This is a genomic window from Burkholderia sp. HI2714, assembly GCF_002223085.1.
GTDB classification, from domain to species: Bacteria; Pseudomonadota; Gammaproteobacteria; order Burkholderiales; family Burkholderiaceae; genus Burkholderia; species Burkholderia lata_D.
Window position 1 is genome coordinate 136851 of the sequence record NZ_NKFM01000035.1, and the last position, 13480, is coordinate 150330.

Here is a 13480-nt window from a genome sequence, read left to right on the forward strand (position 1 = left end):
GAGGCCGCGATGTTCAGCGATCTTGGCAGCGACCTGCGCAGCGCGGGGCGTTACCTCGGGCAGGCGTTGCGGCTGATGGTCGGCCTGCCCGACTACGACACCTACGTCGCGCACATGCGCGCGACCCATCCGGACCGCGAGCCGATGACGTATGAGGAATTCTTCCGCGAGCGTCAGAATGCGCGGTACGGGTCGGGTGCGGGGAAATGCTGTTGAACCGGGCTGTCCACGCAGTTCGGTCATCGAAAGGGAAGCGCCGCGATGCATGTCGCGGCGCTTTTTTCTTTGGCGGGCCGGCGGCGCGCCTCGCCGTTTGCCTGAGCGCAGCACGGCAAATCCGCCGGCCGGTATCATAGGGTTCCCTCTTTTCCCGATGAACCCGCAGGAGAACACGTCGTGCATGTCGGTGAGCGTTTCAACAGCATTTCCCATCTCGTCGGCGCGGTGCTGTCGGTGGTGGGTCTCGTGGCGCTCGTGACGATGGGCGCGCTCGAAGGCGACCCCTACAAAGTGGTGAGCTTCAGCGTGTATGGCGCGATGCTGATCCTGCTCTATGCGATTTCGACGCTGTACCACAGCGTGCGCAATCCGCGCCTGAAAGCGATCCTGCAGAAGTGCGATCACTCGGCAATCTACCTGCTGATTGCCGGCAGCTACACGCCGTTCACGCTGGTCACGCTGCGCGGCCCGTGGGGCTGGTCGCTGTTCGGCGTGAGCTGGGGGCTGGCCGTGTTCGGGATCGTGCAGGAGCTGACGCTCGGGCGGCGCACGCGCCTGCTGTCGATGATCCTGTACGTGGCGATGGGCTGGCTCGCGCTCGTCGCGGTGCGTCCGCTGATCCATGCGCTGCCGCCGGTCGGTACCGCATGGCTCGTGGCCGGCGGCCTGATCTACAGCGCGGGGATCTACTTCTTCATCAACGACGAGCGCATTCGCCACGGGCACGGCATCTGGCATCTGTTCGTGCTGGCGGGGAGCCTGTGCCAGTTCGTCAGTGTCGCGATGTATGTCGCGTGAGCGAAGGGCGGCGTTGAGGCGATGACGATGGGCTGTGCCGCGAGCATGCCTGCCGCCCCATGGGTTACCGGCGCGTGGCGGTCCGCAGTTGCGCAGCCGGTTCTTCGGGTGCCGGTGTCGATCGCGTCGTGATCCACCACGTTACCGCGGCGAGCGCCGACAGCGCGATCGCCATGACCAGCGCCACCCGCATCGCCGCTGGAAACGGCTGCAGCGTCGCGATGCATGCACCGAAAATCGCCACCCCAAGCGCCGATCCGCTCTGCCGCGCCGCGTTCAGCGCGGCCGCCGCCACGCCGGCGCGGCGCCGGTCGACCGTCCCGAGCGCCGGCGACGTCGCGGCCGGCGAGATGAATCCCGATGCGAAACCGATCGCGAGCATCGGCGCGACGGCGAGCCACGCAGGCGTAGCCGCACCGATGCCCGTCATGCCGAGCGCACCGGCCGCATAGAGCGCGAACGCCGCACACATCGAGCCGCGCGCGCCGAAGCGCGCAACCAGCCTGCCTGAACACAGCCCGCCGAGCGCGACCATCGCGGTCATCGGCAGGAACGCGAGCCCCGTGTCGAGCGGGCTGGCGCCCCGGACTTGCCGATAGAACAGGCTGAGCACGAACAGCAGGCCGTAGAACACGAACGCCGACGCCATCGACACGACCGTCGATCCGGCGAACAGCCGGTTGCGGAAGAACGCGAGCGGCAGCATCGGTTCGCGGCGCCGCGCTTCGATCGCGATGAACGCGCTCCACGCGACGACGCTCGTCACCGCGCCGCCGATGATCGGCGCCGAGCGCCAGCCGAGCGACGGACCTTCGATCAGCGTGCCGATCGGTGCCGCGATCGCAACGATGGCCGCGGCCTGGCCGCCCCAGTCGAAATGCCGCGATGCGTCGACGACGGCGGCGCGCACGACCGAGCGGCCGAGCCAGATGCCGGCCAGCCCGAGCGGCAGGTTCACGAAGAAGAGGCTGCGCCACCCGAACAGATGGATCAGCAGGCCGCCGATCAACGGGCCCGACGCCATCGCGATACCGCCGCAGCCCATCCACAGGCTGATCGCCGACGCGCGCGCGGCCGGTTCGGGGAAGGCGCGATTGAGCAGCGCGAGCGAGCAGGGCACCAGCATCGCGCTGCCGACGCCTTGCAACGCGCGGGCGACCGCGAGCGCCGGGAGGGTGGGCGCGACGCCGCACAGCGCCGACGCGGCGACGAATACCGCGAGCCCGGCGATATAGACGTCGCGATCGCCGAGCCGGTCGCCGAGCGTGCCGCCCGTCATCAGCAGGCTCGCGAACGCGAGCGTGTACGCGTTCACGATCCACTGCAGGCCGGCCACGCGGCTGCCGAATGTTTGGGCGATGTCGGTGAGCGCGACGTTGACGATCGACGCATCGAGCAACACGAGCGTGTAGCTCACGCAGGTCGCGGCGAGCACGCGATGCGCGGCGGCCCGGTCCGGTGCGGCGGCCGTCATGCGCGTTCGGGCGACGGTGTGGCGGCCCGCAGCGCATTGAACCCGACCCATCCCCAGTACACGCGATGATGCGCGATCAGCCCGTCACGCAGGTCCATCACCTCGACGAGATCGACCTGATCGCCGTCCGGCGTGGCGCGCGGGTATTCCCAGACGAGCTGGCGGCCGTTCGAGAAGAACAGACCGCTGCGGTACCAGCGCCCGAGCGTGTTGCCCGGATTGCGCAGGGCCGCCGCGAAGAACGCGCCGATCGCGGCCTTGCCGTGCAGCACGCCCGAGCCGTGTTCGGGCAGCGTGGCGACAACGAGCGGCGTTTCGAGCACCGCGTCGTCGGCATACAGCGCCATCAGCGCATCGACGTCGCGCGCGACGACGGCCGCGTGCCAGCCTTCATGAATGTGCCGGACATCGGCGTGGGCGTGTGACATGGCGGGTTCCGGAAGCATCGATAACGGAACCCACTGTATGGGCGCGCCGCCGCGGGACGTTTCACGTCGACCCGAAACGTGGATGTCGCCGCGGCGCGGGCGGCCGCGTGCCGGCCGTTATCCGGCCAGCGCGTCGAGATTCAGCCCGTACGACTTCCCGATCCACACCGCGCAATCGCGATGGTCGCGCAGTTCGTCGTTCGTATTCGGATGCAGGAAGATATCGAGCGTGCCGTGGTTCAGCACGAGCCACGGCACGATCTCGTCGAAGCGCGCGGCGTCGAACGCGATCTGGTACGACCAGGCCGGATGCGGGCCGACGAGGCGTTCGTGAAAGCGGCCGAGTTCGATGACCGCGCCGAACCGTTCGTCGACGACCTGGCGAAAAGCCCAGGCCGCGTCGCGGCTGGCCGCATCGAAATAGACGTGCGCGTGCCAACTGTGGATGGCGGTGGTGTCGAGGGCAGCCATGAAAGGACTCGATAGAAATGGGAATGCATGAGGTGCCGTGCGAAACGGCCGATGCATGATTATCGCGCGTCCTTGCCGTGCGCGTCGTGTCGCGATCCGGCAATCCGGACGCGATGACTTGTCCTGAATCACGAGAAACGTTCGATCCGACCAGTCCAGCGAGTGAGGTGTCCGCACGCGCAATATCACGCCGGAAGCCTTGTCGGCAGGTGCGCCGGTCGTGATCGCACCGGCAACACGTCATTTCGGAAATTGAAAAAGCGCTGTGTGCGCCGCGCCGGATCGTCTAAACAATTGCAATCAGGGCGTTGAATGAATTAAAGAAATTCCGATTTGGCGGGATTCACGCATGACGCGGTTTGCGCACCCGATTCCGAAGCCGAAAATATCAATTGCAGAATCGGCTATTCAAGCGGAATGCCGCGCGACATACGATGGTTTCAACGCATCGTCGAACCTGATCGATGCGGGGACAACCACCTGGAGGCCACTATGCGATCCCTCGTTCCCGTTGCGGTACTTTCGTGCGCACTCGCTGCGCTGCCCGCCGTCAGCTTTGCGCAATCGGTCGTTTCCGACGGCGCACCGACTGCCGCACTGTCGAGCTGGTCGGCGGCGCGTGCCGAGACCGACGCACAACTGATGCAAATGACGCGCGCCGGCTATCGCGCGACGTCGGCCGGCAACCAGAACTATCCGCTCGCGATGCAGCGCGCGCTCGAACGTGTCCACCATCCGCTGCCGGACCGGTCGCGCGAAGAGCGGGCTGCGATGGAGGCACGCGCCGCGCGCGACGTGCAGGGCGGTCATCCGGTCAAGGCGTTCTTCGTGAAGACCGCGTACTACCTGAAGGGCGAGAACACGTTCTGAAGCAGGAGACGAGCATGGCATGCGCTAACCGATTCTCCGACGCGTTGCGCGCGTCGATGATCCGCCGGCTGCCGGTCGGGTGCGCGACGCGGCGGCGCGACGACGTGTCCGGCGTGCGGCGCCGCGCGAACGGCAATCGCGACGCAGGCCGTGGCGCCGTCGCGTGCCGCACCGCGTGCCCGGCGTTCGACACGGACGACGTTGCGGCAAGCGAGGGCGGATCATGAAGGCCGTCCGGAAAGGCCGTCGCCACGTGCCGCTGACCCGCGAGTGGTTGCTACCCCTGCCGCCCGCACATGTGCGCGACATCTCGCTGAAATGCCACATGGCGCTCGTCGCGCTGCGCGGCGAGCACGGCAACGAAGCGTTGCTGATGCGGCTGCGTACGAGCGTCTACCTGGTGTTCCTCGCGCTCGACGACGCGGCCGCCCCGGATGCGAGCATCGACCTGTGCGTCGACGCGGAGCGCGTGCTCGATGCGAGCGTGGCGCGTGCCGAGCAAAGCGGCGCATGGACGCTGTACGACGACGAATGCGCGGTGCTCGAGCGCGTGCTTGCCGCGAACGATGCGTGCGTCGCGACGCTCACGCGGCACCGGCTCGCCGAGCTGTGGCGCCATGTGTGCTCGTTCGCCTCCGCGGAGCAGCCGGGGCTCGTCGCGCAGGCAGCGGCGAAGATGCGGGAGCCGGCCGCTCTGCATTGAGCGGCGGCATCCCGACCGATGCCCGGCCGGTGTTTCATACTCGTCCCATTCACAGGCGCTGACGCTCGCCGTCTAATGTCATCACGGAAGCCGAACGGGTTCGGTCGATGACGATCCATCCTCGCGTTTGCGACGATCGTGCATGTCGGCGCGAACGCATTCGTTTCGGTCAGGAGGAGCGATGGCGCTATACAGGGCAGGCGGCTACTTCACGTGCGGAAGCGGCCGCGCATTCAGCGAGAACCTGCCGCCGGGCAGCGAAGTGACGATCGCGGGCATCTATCGATGCACCGTGTGCGGCGACGAGATAGGCATTGCGAAGGGGCAGACACTGCCGTCCGAGGACACACATCGGCACGATCTCGATCCGCCGTCCGACCCGCTGCTCGACCCCGGCGCGACCGCATGGCAGTTGATCGCGGCGGCGGAATCCAGACACTAGGCGAGCGGTACACGCACAAGATAGGCATGCGTGTGCCGATCCGTCCTGGCCCATGACGACGTCCGGCAAAACAAAAAGCGCCACGGAGCGAATGAACTCCGTGGCGCCTTCTGACTGCCTGCGCGGAGGCGTCAGCCCCCGCGTAGCGAAACCCGCTTAAGCCGCCGCTGCCGGCTTCGCCGCCTTTTGCAGCTTGCCCTTGCCGGCGCGCTGGATTTCCTCGAGCTTGATCTCGACGTGACGCGAGAACACGTACTCGGCCGGGCGCTGCTTGTCGATCGGAATGTCCGGAGCGAACGGGCCGTCGGTCTTGATGCCCTTGCGGCTCACGGCGAACGCCTTCAGCGGATGGGCCATCGTGTCCATCACGGCGGTCGCTTCGAAGCCGCAGTGGACCATGCAGTCCGCGCACTTCTCGTAGTTGCCGACGCCGTAGTTGTCCCAGTTCGTGTCTTCCATCAGTTCCTTGAAGGTCTTCACGTAACCTTCGCCGACCAGGTAGCACGGCTTCTGCCAGCCGAACACCGTACGCGCCGGGTTGCCCCACGGCGTGCACTTGTACGTCTGGTTGCCGGCCAGGAAGTCGAGGAACAGCGACGACTGGCTGAACGACCAGCGCTTGCCGCCTTCGCCACGCTTCAGGATTTCGCGGAACAGGTTCTTCGTCTTGTCGCGGTTCAGGAAGTGCTGCTGATCCGGCGCGCGCTCGTATGCGTAGCCCGGCGACACGGTGATGCCGTCGACGCCGATCGGCTTCAGCGTATCGAAGAACTTCGCGACGCGCTCGGGGATCGCATCGTTGAACAGCGTGCAGTTGATGTTCACGCGGAAGCCGCGGCGCTTCGCTTCCTTGATGGCCGCGACCGCCTTGTCGTACACGCCTTCCTGCGACACCGAGTGGTCGTGCATCTGCGCGTCACCGTCGAGGTGGACCGACCAGACGAAGTACGGGCTCGGCTGGTAGTCGTCCATCTTCTTTTCCATCAGCAGCGCGTTCGTGCAGAGGTAGACGAACTTCTTGCGCTTCATGATGCCGCGGACGATTTCCGGCATTTCCTTGTGCAGCAGCGGCTCGCCGCCCGCGATCGACACGATCGGTGCGCCGCATTCGTCGACCGCTTCCAGGCATTCCTGGACGGACAGGCGCTGGTTCAGGATGGGGTCCGGGTAATCGATCTTGCCGCAGCCGTTGCACGCGAGGTTGCAGCGGAACAGCGGCTCGAGCATCAGCGCGAGCGGATAGCGTTTGTTGCCGGACAGATGTTGGCGCGTGATGTACGCGCCGACGCGGACTTGCTGGAGCAGCGGAATAGACAAGAGATGTCCTCCTTAAACTTCGCGGGCGACAGCTTGCGTGAGCTTCGCCGGCAGCTTGAATTCGACTTTTTCCTCACGGCCCGCCATCGTCGTGACGTCGACGGGACCCAGCGCGCGCAACGCGCCGATGACATCTTCGACCATCTCCTCGGGCGCGGACGCCCCGGCGGTCAGGCCCACGGTCTGCGCATTCGCGAACCATTCGGCCTTTACTTCCGAACCGTCGGCGACGAGGTAGCTCGGCACACCGCTTTCGGTGCCGATCTCGCGCAGGCGGTTCGAGTTCGAGCTGTTCGTCGCACCGACGACCAGCAGCACGTCAACCTGTTCGCTCAGCTCGCGCACGGCGGCCTGGCGATTTTGCGTCGCGTAGCAGATGTCGCGCGTGTCCGGGCCGACGAGGTCGGTGAACCGGCGCTGCAGCGCTTCGATGATGCCGCGCGTATCGTCGACCGACAGCGTGGTCTGCGTAATGTACGCGACCGGCGTGTCGACGGGCAGCGTCAGCGTATCGACTTCGGCTTCGCTCTGCACGAGGATCACCTCGGCCGGAATCTGGCCGATCGTACCCTCGACTTCCGGGTGGCCCGCATGGCCGATCAGGATCAGCCGGCGGCCCGCCGCGACATACTGGCGGCCTTGCACGTGCACTTTCGTGACGAGCGGGCAGGTGGCGTCGAGCACGTCGAGCCCGCGCGTTTCCGCGTCGCGCTCGACCGTCTGGGCGACACCGTGCGCGCTGAAGATCGCGACAGCGCCGTGGGGCACCTCGTCGAGTTCCTCAACGAATCGGGCCCCTTTATTACGCAGATTTTCGACGACATGCCGGTTATGCACGATCTCATGACGCACATAGACCGGCGCACCGTGCTGTTGCAGCGCGCGATCGACGATCTCGATCGCACGGACAACCCCCGCACAAAAGCCGCGGGGCTGGGCAAGGATGACTCGCATAAGTGAGCGAACTCCGACGACAGACGCCGGGGTTCGAGGCGCTTGGCACGCGCTTGCTCGCCCCGGCTTGATGTTATGAAGGCAGGAACGAACCGGCCGGCCAGGCCCCGGAACCCCGAATTAATCGCGCATTTTAACTCTATCGGGAAGTCCTTGCTCTGGTGCTGTTTCTGACGTGTTGCATTTGCGGGAGAACCGCGTCGGCGCTGGCGCGCGCGGAACCCAGTAAACTACGCGGTTTCGCGGGCAGCCGCTCCGGCTGCCCGGCGTCGCGCTCATTTCAAGGCCATTCGATGACCGTCGATTCTTACGCGTATTGCCCGGCCGCCCGCGCGGTTTCGGGCGTTGTGTTCCTGACCCCTATTAGTTTTGCCGATGCCGGCGCCCGACAGGAGGCGCGCCGATGATGCTGGTTCTTGCATTCCTGGTGTCCGGCCTGTCGCTGATGATCTGGATCGTGCTGCTCGTCGCGCGCGGCGGCTTCTGGCGTGCGGTGCCCGCGCGGCCGCTGCCGCCCGAGGCGCGCGGCGCCGCAGCCGAGGCCGGCTGGCCGGCCGTCGTCGCGGTCGTGCCGGCGCGCAACGAGGCCGACGTGATTGCCCGGGCGGCGACTTCGCTGCTCGAGCAGGATTACCCGGGCGACTTTCATCTGATCATTGTCGATGACCACAGCGACGACGGCACCGCCGACGCGGCCCGCGCGGCCGCGCTCGCGATCAACCGCGCCGACCGGCTGACCGTGCTGGCCGCGAAGCCGCTGCCGGCCGGCTGGTCGGGCAAGGTGTGGGCGCAGTCGCAGGGGATCGCCGCGGTGCAGACGCTCGGCCTGCCGGCCGACTACCTGCTGCTGACGGATGCCGACATCGGCCATCCGCCCGACGCCGTCGCGCAGCTCGTCACGCGCGCGCAGGCCGAGAACCGCGATCTCGTGTCGCTGATGGTGCGGCTGCGCTGCGATTCGTTCTGGGAAAAGGCGCTGATCCCGGCGTTCGTGTTCTTCTTCGCGAAGCTCTACCCGTTCTCGTGGATCAACAACCCGCGCAACCGGACGGCCGGCGCGGCGGGCGGCTGCATGCTCGTCAAGCGCACGGCGCTCGAGGAAGCGGGCGGCATCGAGTCGATCCGCGGCGCGCTGATCGACGACTGCAGCCTAGCGGCGCAGATCAAGCATCGTGGCGAAGGCCGCCATCCGATCCGGCTCGACCTGGCCGACCGCAGCGTGTCGCTGCGCCCGTACGACAGCTGGCGCGACATCTGGAACATGATCGCGCGCACCGCGTTCACGCAGCTGCACTATTCGCCGCTGCTGCTGGCCGGCACGCTGCTCGGGATGACGATCATCTATCTCGTGCCGCCCGCCGCGGCGCTCGCGTACGGCGCGCGCGCATGGCCGGCATGGCTCGCGTGGGCGTCGATGTGTGCCGCGTATGCGCCGATGCTGCGCTACTACCGGCGCTCGCCGCTGTGGGCGCCGGCGCTGCCGCTCGTCGCGCTGTTCTACGTCGGTGCGACGTTCGCGTCCGCGTGGCGTTACTGGCGCGGCAAGGGCGGCCAGTGGAAGGCGCGCGTGCAGGCGCCGGTGGATCGCTGAGTATTGCCAGGGAGGCGTGCCTCCCGGCAGCCGGAAAACAAACAGCCCGACCAGTGGAAACCGGTCGGGCTGTTTTGCTTCAGGCGGTGCCTTTTCGGCGGTGCGGCCTGTCGGCGCTCAGCGCTGCGTCAGCATCATGTACATCTGGACCACGACGTCCGGCGAGAACGTGAACGGCACCCAGCCGTAGCCCGTGTGGCGGGCCACCAGCAGGCGGTCGCCATTCGACTGTTTCTGCACGGCCATCATCGGGTTCTTCGTTGTCACGAAGCGCCAGCCGGCCGGGATGCCGGGCGGCGGCTCCGGCTGCATCGACGCGCGCGCATGCGCGAGTTCCTCGATCAGCTGGCCGAGTTGCTCCGGATGCAGCGTGATCGATTCGCCGTTGATGGTCAGCGTGAGTTCGTTCTGCGTCGGGCGCGCCACGTGCAGCGTCGATTTGTCGGACGGGGCCGGGGCGGTGGTGGCGTCGGCTTCGACTTCAACTTCAACCGGCGTTTCGGCTTGCGCCGTCGCGACGATGGCCGTTTCGGCATCGGCCGTTGCATCCACCGTTTCGGCTGCAGACGGCGCGGGCACGATCACGGCCGGTTCCGCCGCCGGCGTACCGGCCGGTGCGGGTTCGACGACTTCGGCTGCAACTGCCGTGGCGGCGACTGCGCTCGTCGCGGCTTCCTTGACGACGGCCTCGACCAGCGCCTCGGCGTCGGCGATGGCCTTCGCGTGGTGCTGCGCAGCCGCTTCGGCTTGTGCGATCGCTTCGGCATGACGCTGCGTGACGGCCTCCGCCTGCGCGGTGGCATCGGCGTGGCGCTGTGCGGCCGCCTCGGCCTGCGCGATCGCTTCGGTATGGCGTTGCGTGACGGCTTCGGCCTCGGCGGTCGCCTCGGCATGACGCTGCGCGGCGGCCTGCGTTTCCGCGATCGCCTGCGTGTGCTGCTGCGCGAGCGCTTCGGCTTCGGCGATGGCAGCCGCGAGACGCTGCGTGGCCGCTTCGGCTTCGGCAGTTGCTTCCGCGTGCCGCTTCGCGGCGGCCTCGGCTTCCACGGTCGCGGCTGCGTGACGCTGCGCGGCCGCCTCGGCTTCGGTGGCTGCCGCGTGATGGCGCTGGGCGGCGGCCTCGGCTTCGGCGATCGCTGCCGCGTGGCGCTGCGACGCGGCTTCGGCATCCGCGTGACGCTGCGCGAGCGCTTCGGTCAGCGCGGTGGCTTCCGCATGGCGCTGCGACGCGGCTTCGGCTTGCGCGGTGGCATCGGTATGACGCTGGGCGGCGGCTTCGGCCGCGGCGGCCGCGCTGGCGTGGCGCTGCTGCGCAGCCTCGGCATCGGCTGCTGCTGCCGTGTGGCGTTGTGCGGCGGCCTGCGCTTCGGCTTCCGCGGCGGCGTGACGCTCGGCCGCGGCCCGGGCTTCCGCTGCCGCGGCGCGCGCGAAGGCTTCCGCGCTGCGGGCCGCCTGCTGCGCGGCGTGGTGATCGTGGAGGAGCTGATCGACGCCCATGGTGAGCGAAGCGATCTGATCGTTCAGGTTCATGCGTGTCTTCTCTGCGTAAGACCCGCGATTTTAACCGCTGCGCCGGTGCCGGGCCGCGCGGGACGTGTAACAAAGTGCGCAAAGCGGCGTGAAGCACGCCGCTTTGTGTTACTTCAGGTAGCCCGCGGAGCCGAACCAGTCGAGCGCATCGCGCAGCCCTTCACGGTACGGGCGCGCCCGGTAGCCGAGTTCGCGCTCGGCCTTCGCGGACGTGAAATACATCTTGTTCTTCGACATCCGCAGCCCGTCCACGGTGACGAACGGCTCCTTCTTCGTGAACTTCGCGACCGCTTCCGCACCGACCGCGAGCGGGTAGAGCGGCCAGCGCGGCAGCGCGATCGTCGGCGCCTTGCGGCCCGTCATCTGCGCGATGTCGGCCAGCATCTGCTGCAGCGGCAGGTTCTCGCCGCCGAGGATGTAGCGCTCGCCGATCCGGCCGCGCTCGAGCGCGAGGAAGTGGCCGTGCGCGACGTCGTCCACATGCACGAGGTTCAGCCCCGTGTCGACGAACGCGGGAATCTTGCCGAGCGCGGCTTCGACGATGATGCGGCCGGTCGGCGTCGGCTTAACGTCGCGCGGGCCGATCGGCGTCGACGGATTGACGATCACGGCCGGCAGCCCTTCGTCGGCGATCATCCGCTCGACCGCGCGCTCCGCGAGCACCTTGCTGCGCTTGTAGACACCGATCGCCTGCTCGGCCGTGAGCGGCCGGTTTTCGTCGGACGGATCGCCGGCGCTCGTCACCTTCAGCGTCGCGACGCTGCTCGTGTAGACGATCCGCTCGACGCCTTCCGCGCGCGCCGCGCGCATCGTCGCGACCGCGCCTTCGAGGTTCGCGCGCTCGATCTCGTCGGGATCGGGCGCCCACAGCCGGTAGTCGGCCGCGACGTGCAGCAGGTAGCGCACGCCGCGCAGCGCGGTGCGCATCGACGCCTCGTCGCGCATGTCGCCGGTGACGATCTCGGCGTCGAGATCCGCCACGTTCGTGCGCGGGCTGGTCGGGCGCACGAGCACGCGCACCGCATAGCCTTTCTGCTGCGCAATGCGCGCGACGGCCGAGCCGACGAAGCCGGATGCGCCGGTGACGAGAACGAGATCGCGGGAGGTATCAGTCATGCGTTTCCTTCAGGGCCGCGCGCGGGCGGCGCGGCGGTTGAGCATCGGCGAGATTGTACGTGGTCGGCGCGTGCGACGACGCCAGGCCGTGACGGGCGTGAACCGGCTCCGGCCCGTGTGCGAAGCGGCCGACGCGACTACAATGCCGGGCTTGAATGCAACGGGAGGGCGACGCGATGAGCCGCAATGAACTGGACGAACGGATCGAGACCTACTACGTGCGGGTGCGCGGCGTCGTGCAGGGCGTCGGCTTCCGTCATGCGACGGTGCGCGAGGCGCATGCGCTGAAGCTGCGCGGCTGGGTCGCGAATCTCGAGGACGGCACCGTCGAGGCGATGATCCAGGGCCCCGGCGCGCAGATCGACCGGATGCTCGCGTGGCTGCGCCACGGGCCGCCGGCCGCGCGCGTGACCGAGGTGACGTTCGAGGAACGCAAGACCGAGAAACGCTTCGAGCGCTTCCAGCAGCAATAAGAGGCGCGGAACGATCATGACGGGGTATCCGGAGGCCGGGCGCGGCCTCGTGTTGTCGGTGATGGCGTCGACGCTGTTCGCGCTGATGTCCGCTTACGCGAAACTGCTGGCGCCGCTCACGGGGCTCGACATCTTCGCGTGGCGGGTGTTGTGGACCGCGCCGGGGGCGCTCGCGCTGATCGCGCTGCGCGGCCGTTGGCCCGCGCTCGTCGACCTCCTGCGGCGCAGCGTGAGCGACTGGCGCCTGCTGATTGCGCTACCCGTGAGCGCCGCGCTGCTCGGCGTGCAGTTGTGGCTGTTCCTGTGGGCGCCGCTGCACGGCCGCATGCTCGAAGTGTCGCTCGGCTATTTCCTGCTGCCGCTGACGATGGTGCTCGTCGGCCGCTTCTACTATCACGAACGGCTCGATCCGCTGCAATGGGCGGCGGTCGCGTGCGCCGCGCTCGGCGTTGCGCACGAAGTGTGGGCGACGCGCGCGTTCGCGTGGCCGACGCTCGTCGTCGCGCTCGGCTATCCGCCGTATTTCGTGCTGCGCCGGCGGATCAACGCCGATTCGCTCGCCGCGTTCGCGGTCGAGATCGTGCTGCTGTGCCCGATCGCGTTCGCGATGGTCGTGACGAGCACGACGCACGTGGCCGGCCATCCGGTGCTGTGGGCCGTGCTGCTGCCGGGCCTCGGCGTGCTCAGCACGCTCGCGCTCGCGAGCTACCTGAAGGCGAGCCGGATGCTGCCGATGGCGCTGTTCGGGATTCTCGGCTACGTCGAACCCGTGCTGCTCGTCGCGGTGTCGCTGCTGCTGCTCGGCGAGACGCTGAGCATCGCGAAGCTCGCGACGTACGGGCCGATCTGGGTCGCCGTCGCGCTCACCGCGTGGCACAGCGCGATGCTGATGCGGCGCCTGCCCGCGCGCGGATAAACGTCGATCGCGATGCGGCGGCTGCATGCGGCGTGCCGCGTCGCGCATCGCAAAACCACCACGCCGCGGCGGTCGAACGCATCGATGCTGACCGCGAACTGGCGTTGCGCTGACGCGAGTCTGGCGACGCTGCCTGCCTTGCCCGACAAGGCCCGCGCCTGTAATCGAACAGAAGATT

General features: G+C 67.9%; 16 protein-coding genes. 9 read left to right on the forward strand and 7 right to left on the reverse strand.

Annotation, left to right across the window (positions count from 1 at the left end; translation table 11 throughout):
• Nucleotides 1-9: 9 nt before the first annotated feature.
• Nucleotides 10-216 carry a YbdD/YjiX family protein gene (locus CFB82_RS18595; RefSeq protein WP_011353713.1) on the forward strand — a complete coding sequence of 69 codons (207 nt, stop codon included), beginning with the start codon at nt 10-12 and terminating at the stop codon, nt 214-216.
• A 180-nt stretch (nt 217-396) separates the two neighbouring features.
• Nucleotides 397-1017 carry a PAQR family membrane homeostasis protein TrhA gene (gene trhA, locus CFB82_RS18600; protein ID WP_039349524.1) on the forward strand — a complete coding sequence of 207 codons (621 nt, stop codon included), beginning with the start codon at nt 397-399 and terminating at the stop codon, nt 1015-1017.
• A 64-nt stretch (nt 1018-1081) separates the two neighbouring features.
• Here the strand turns inward: trhA and CFB82_RS18605 are convergent, their stop codons facing one another.
• The 3 genes from CFB82_RS18605 to CFB82_RS18615 all read right to left on the reverse strand — a co-directional run bounded on the left by CFB82_RS18605 (nt 1082) and on the right by CFB82_RS18615 (nt 3390).
• Nucleotides 1082-2491 (reverse strand): MFS transporter, encoded by a 1410-nt coding sequence (locus CFB82_RS18605; protein ID WP_089484784.1) that lies wholly within the window; start codon nt 2489-2491, stop codon nt 1082-1084.
• On the reverse strand, nt 2488-2919 hold the full coding sequence (locus tag CFB82_RS18610) for a nuclear transport factor 2 family protein (protein ID WP_089484785.1): 432 nt from the start codon (nt 2917-2919) through the stop codon (nt 2488-2490). Before CFB82_RS18610 ends, CFB82_RS18605 begins: the two co-directional genes overlap by 4 nt.
• A gap of 117 nt (nt 2920-3036) precedes the next feature.
• Nucleotides 3037-3390, reverse strand: a complete 354-nt coding sequence (locus tag CFB82_RS18615; RefSeq protein ID WP_089484786.1) for a DOPA 4,5-dioxygenase family protein — start codon at nt 3388-3390, stop codon at nt 3037-3039.
• A gap of 492 nt (nt 3391-3882) precedes the next feature.
• Here CFB82_RS18615 and CFB82_RS18620 point away from each other — a divergent pair, with 492 nt between their 5' ends.
• The 4 genes from CFB82_RS18620 (at nt 3883) to CFB82_RS18635 (ending at nt 5405) form a co-directional block, all read left to right on the forward strand.
• Nucleotides 3883-4260: a hypothetical protein gene (locus CFB82_RS18620; protein WP_089484787.1), complete on the forward strand. Its 378-nt coding sequence runs from the start codon at nt 3883-3885 to the stop codon at nt 4258-4260.
• A 14-nt stretch (nt 4261-4274) separates the two neighbouring features.
• Nucleotides 4275-4487 (forward strand): hypothetical protein, encoded by a 213-nt coding sequence (locus tag CFB82_RS18625; protein ID WP_089484788.1) that lies wholly within the window; start codon nt 4275-4277, stop codon nt 4485-4487.
• Nucleotides 4484-4963 carry a hypothetical protein gene (locus CFB82_RS18630; protein WP_069252730.1) on the forward strand — a complete coding sequence of 160 codons (480 nt, stop codon included), beginning with the start codon at nt 4484-4486 and terminating at the stop codon, nt 4961-4963. Before CFB82_RS18625 ends, CFB82_RS18630 begins: the two co-directional genes overlap by 4 nt.
• Nucleotides 4964-5144: 181 nt before the next feature.
• Complete coding sequence (locus CFB82_RS18635; protein WP_089484789.1) at nt 5145-5405, forward strand: hypothetical protein; 261 nt, start codon at nt 5145-5147, stop codon at nt 5403-5405.
• A 156-nt stretch (nt 5406-5561) separates the two neighbouring features.
• Here the strand turns inward: CFB82_RS18635 and hpnH are convergent, their stop codons facing one another.
• Nucleotides 5562-6722, reverse strand: a complete 1161-nt coding sequence (hpnH, locus tag CFB82_RS18640) for an adenosyl-hopene transferase HpnH (RefSeq protein WP_039349540.1) — start codon at nt 6720-6722, stop codon at nt 5562-5564.
• A gap of 12 nt (nt 6723-6734) precedes the next feature.
• A complete protein-coding gene (gene ispH, locus CFB82_RS18645; RefSeq protein WP_069252728.1) occupies nt 6735-7676 on the reverse strand; it encodes a 4-hydroxy-3-methylbut-2-enyl diphosphate reductase in 942 nt (313 codons plus the stop codon).
• A gap of 403 nt (nt 7677-8079) precedes the next feature.
• Between ispH and CFB82_RS18655 the strand changes: the two genes are divergently transcribed.
• Nucleotides 8080-9267, forward strand: a complete 1188-nt coding sequence (locus CFB82_RS18655) for a glycosyltransferase (RefSeq protein ID WP_011353722.1) — start codon at nt 8080-8082, stop codon at nt 9265-9267.
• 117 nt (nt 9268-9384) lie between these two features.
• Here CFB82_RS18655 and CFB82_RS18660 read toward each other — a convergent pair whose 3' ends face one another.
• Both CFB82_RS18660 and hpnA read right to left on the reverse strand, forming a co-directional pair.
• Nucleotides 9385-10797: a phage tail protein gene (locus CFB82_RS18660; RefSeq protein ID WP_089484791.1), complete on the reverse strand. Its 1413-nt coding sequence runs from the start codon at nt 10795-10797 to the stop codon at nt 9385-9387.
• A 108-nt stretch (nt 10798-10905) separates the two neighbouring features.
• Complete coding sequence (hpnA, locus tag CFB82_RS18665; RefSeq protein ID WP_089484792.1) at nt 10906-11913, reverse strand: hopanoid-associated sugar epimerase; 1008 nt, start codon at nt 11911-11913, stop codon at nt 10906-10908.
• 176 nt (nt 11914-12089) lie between these two features.
• On the opposite strand from hpnA, the gene CFB82_RS18675 reads away from it, so the two are divergent.
• Nucleotides 12090-12386 carry an acylphosphatase gene (locus CFB82_RS18675; protein ID WP_069253069.1) on the forward strand — a complete coding sequence of 99 codons (297 nt, stop codon included), beginning with the start codon at nt 12090-12092 and terminating at the stop codon, nt 12384-12386.
• 16 nt (nt 12387-12402) lie between these two features.
• A complete protein-coding gene (gene rarD / locus CFB82_RS18680; RefSeq protein WP_089484793.1) occupies nt 12403-13302 on the forward strand; it encodes an EamA family transporter RarD in 900 nt (299 codons plus the stop codon).
• The last annotated feature ends 178 nt before the right edge of the window (nt 13303-13480 follow it).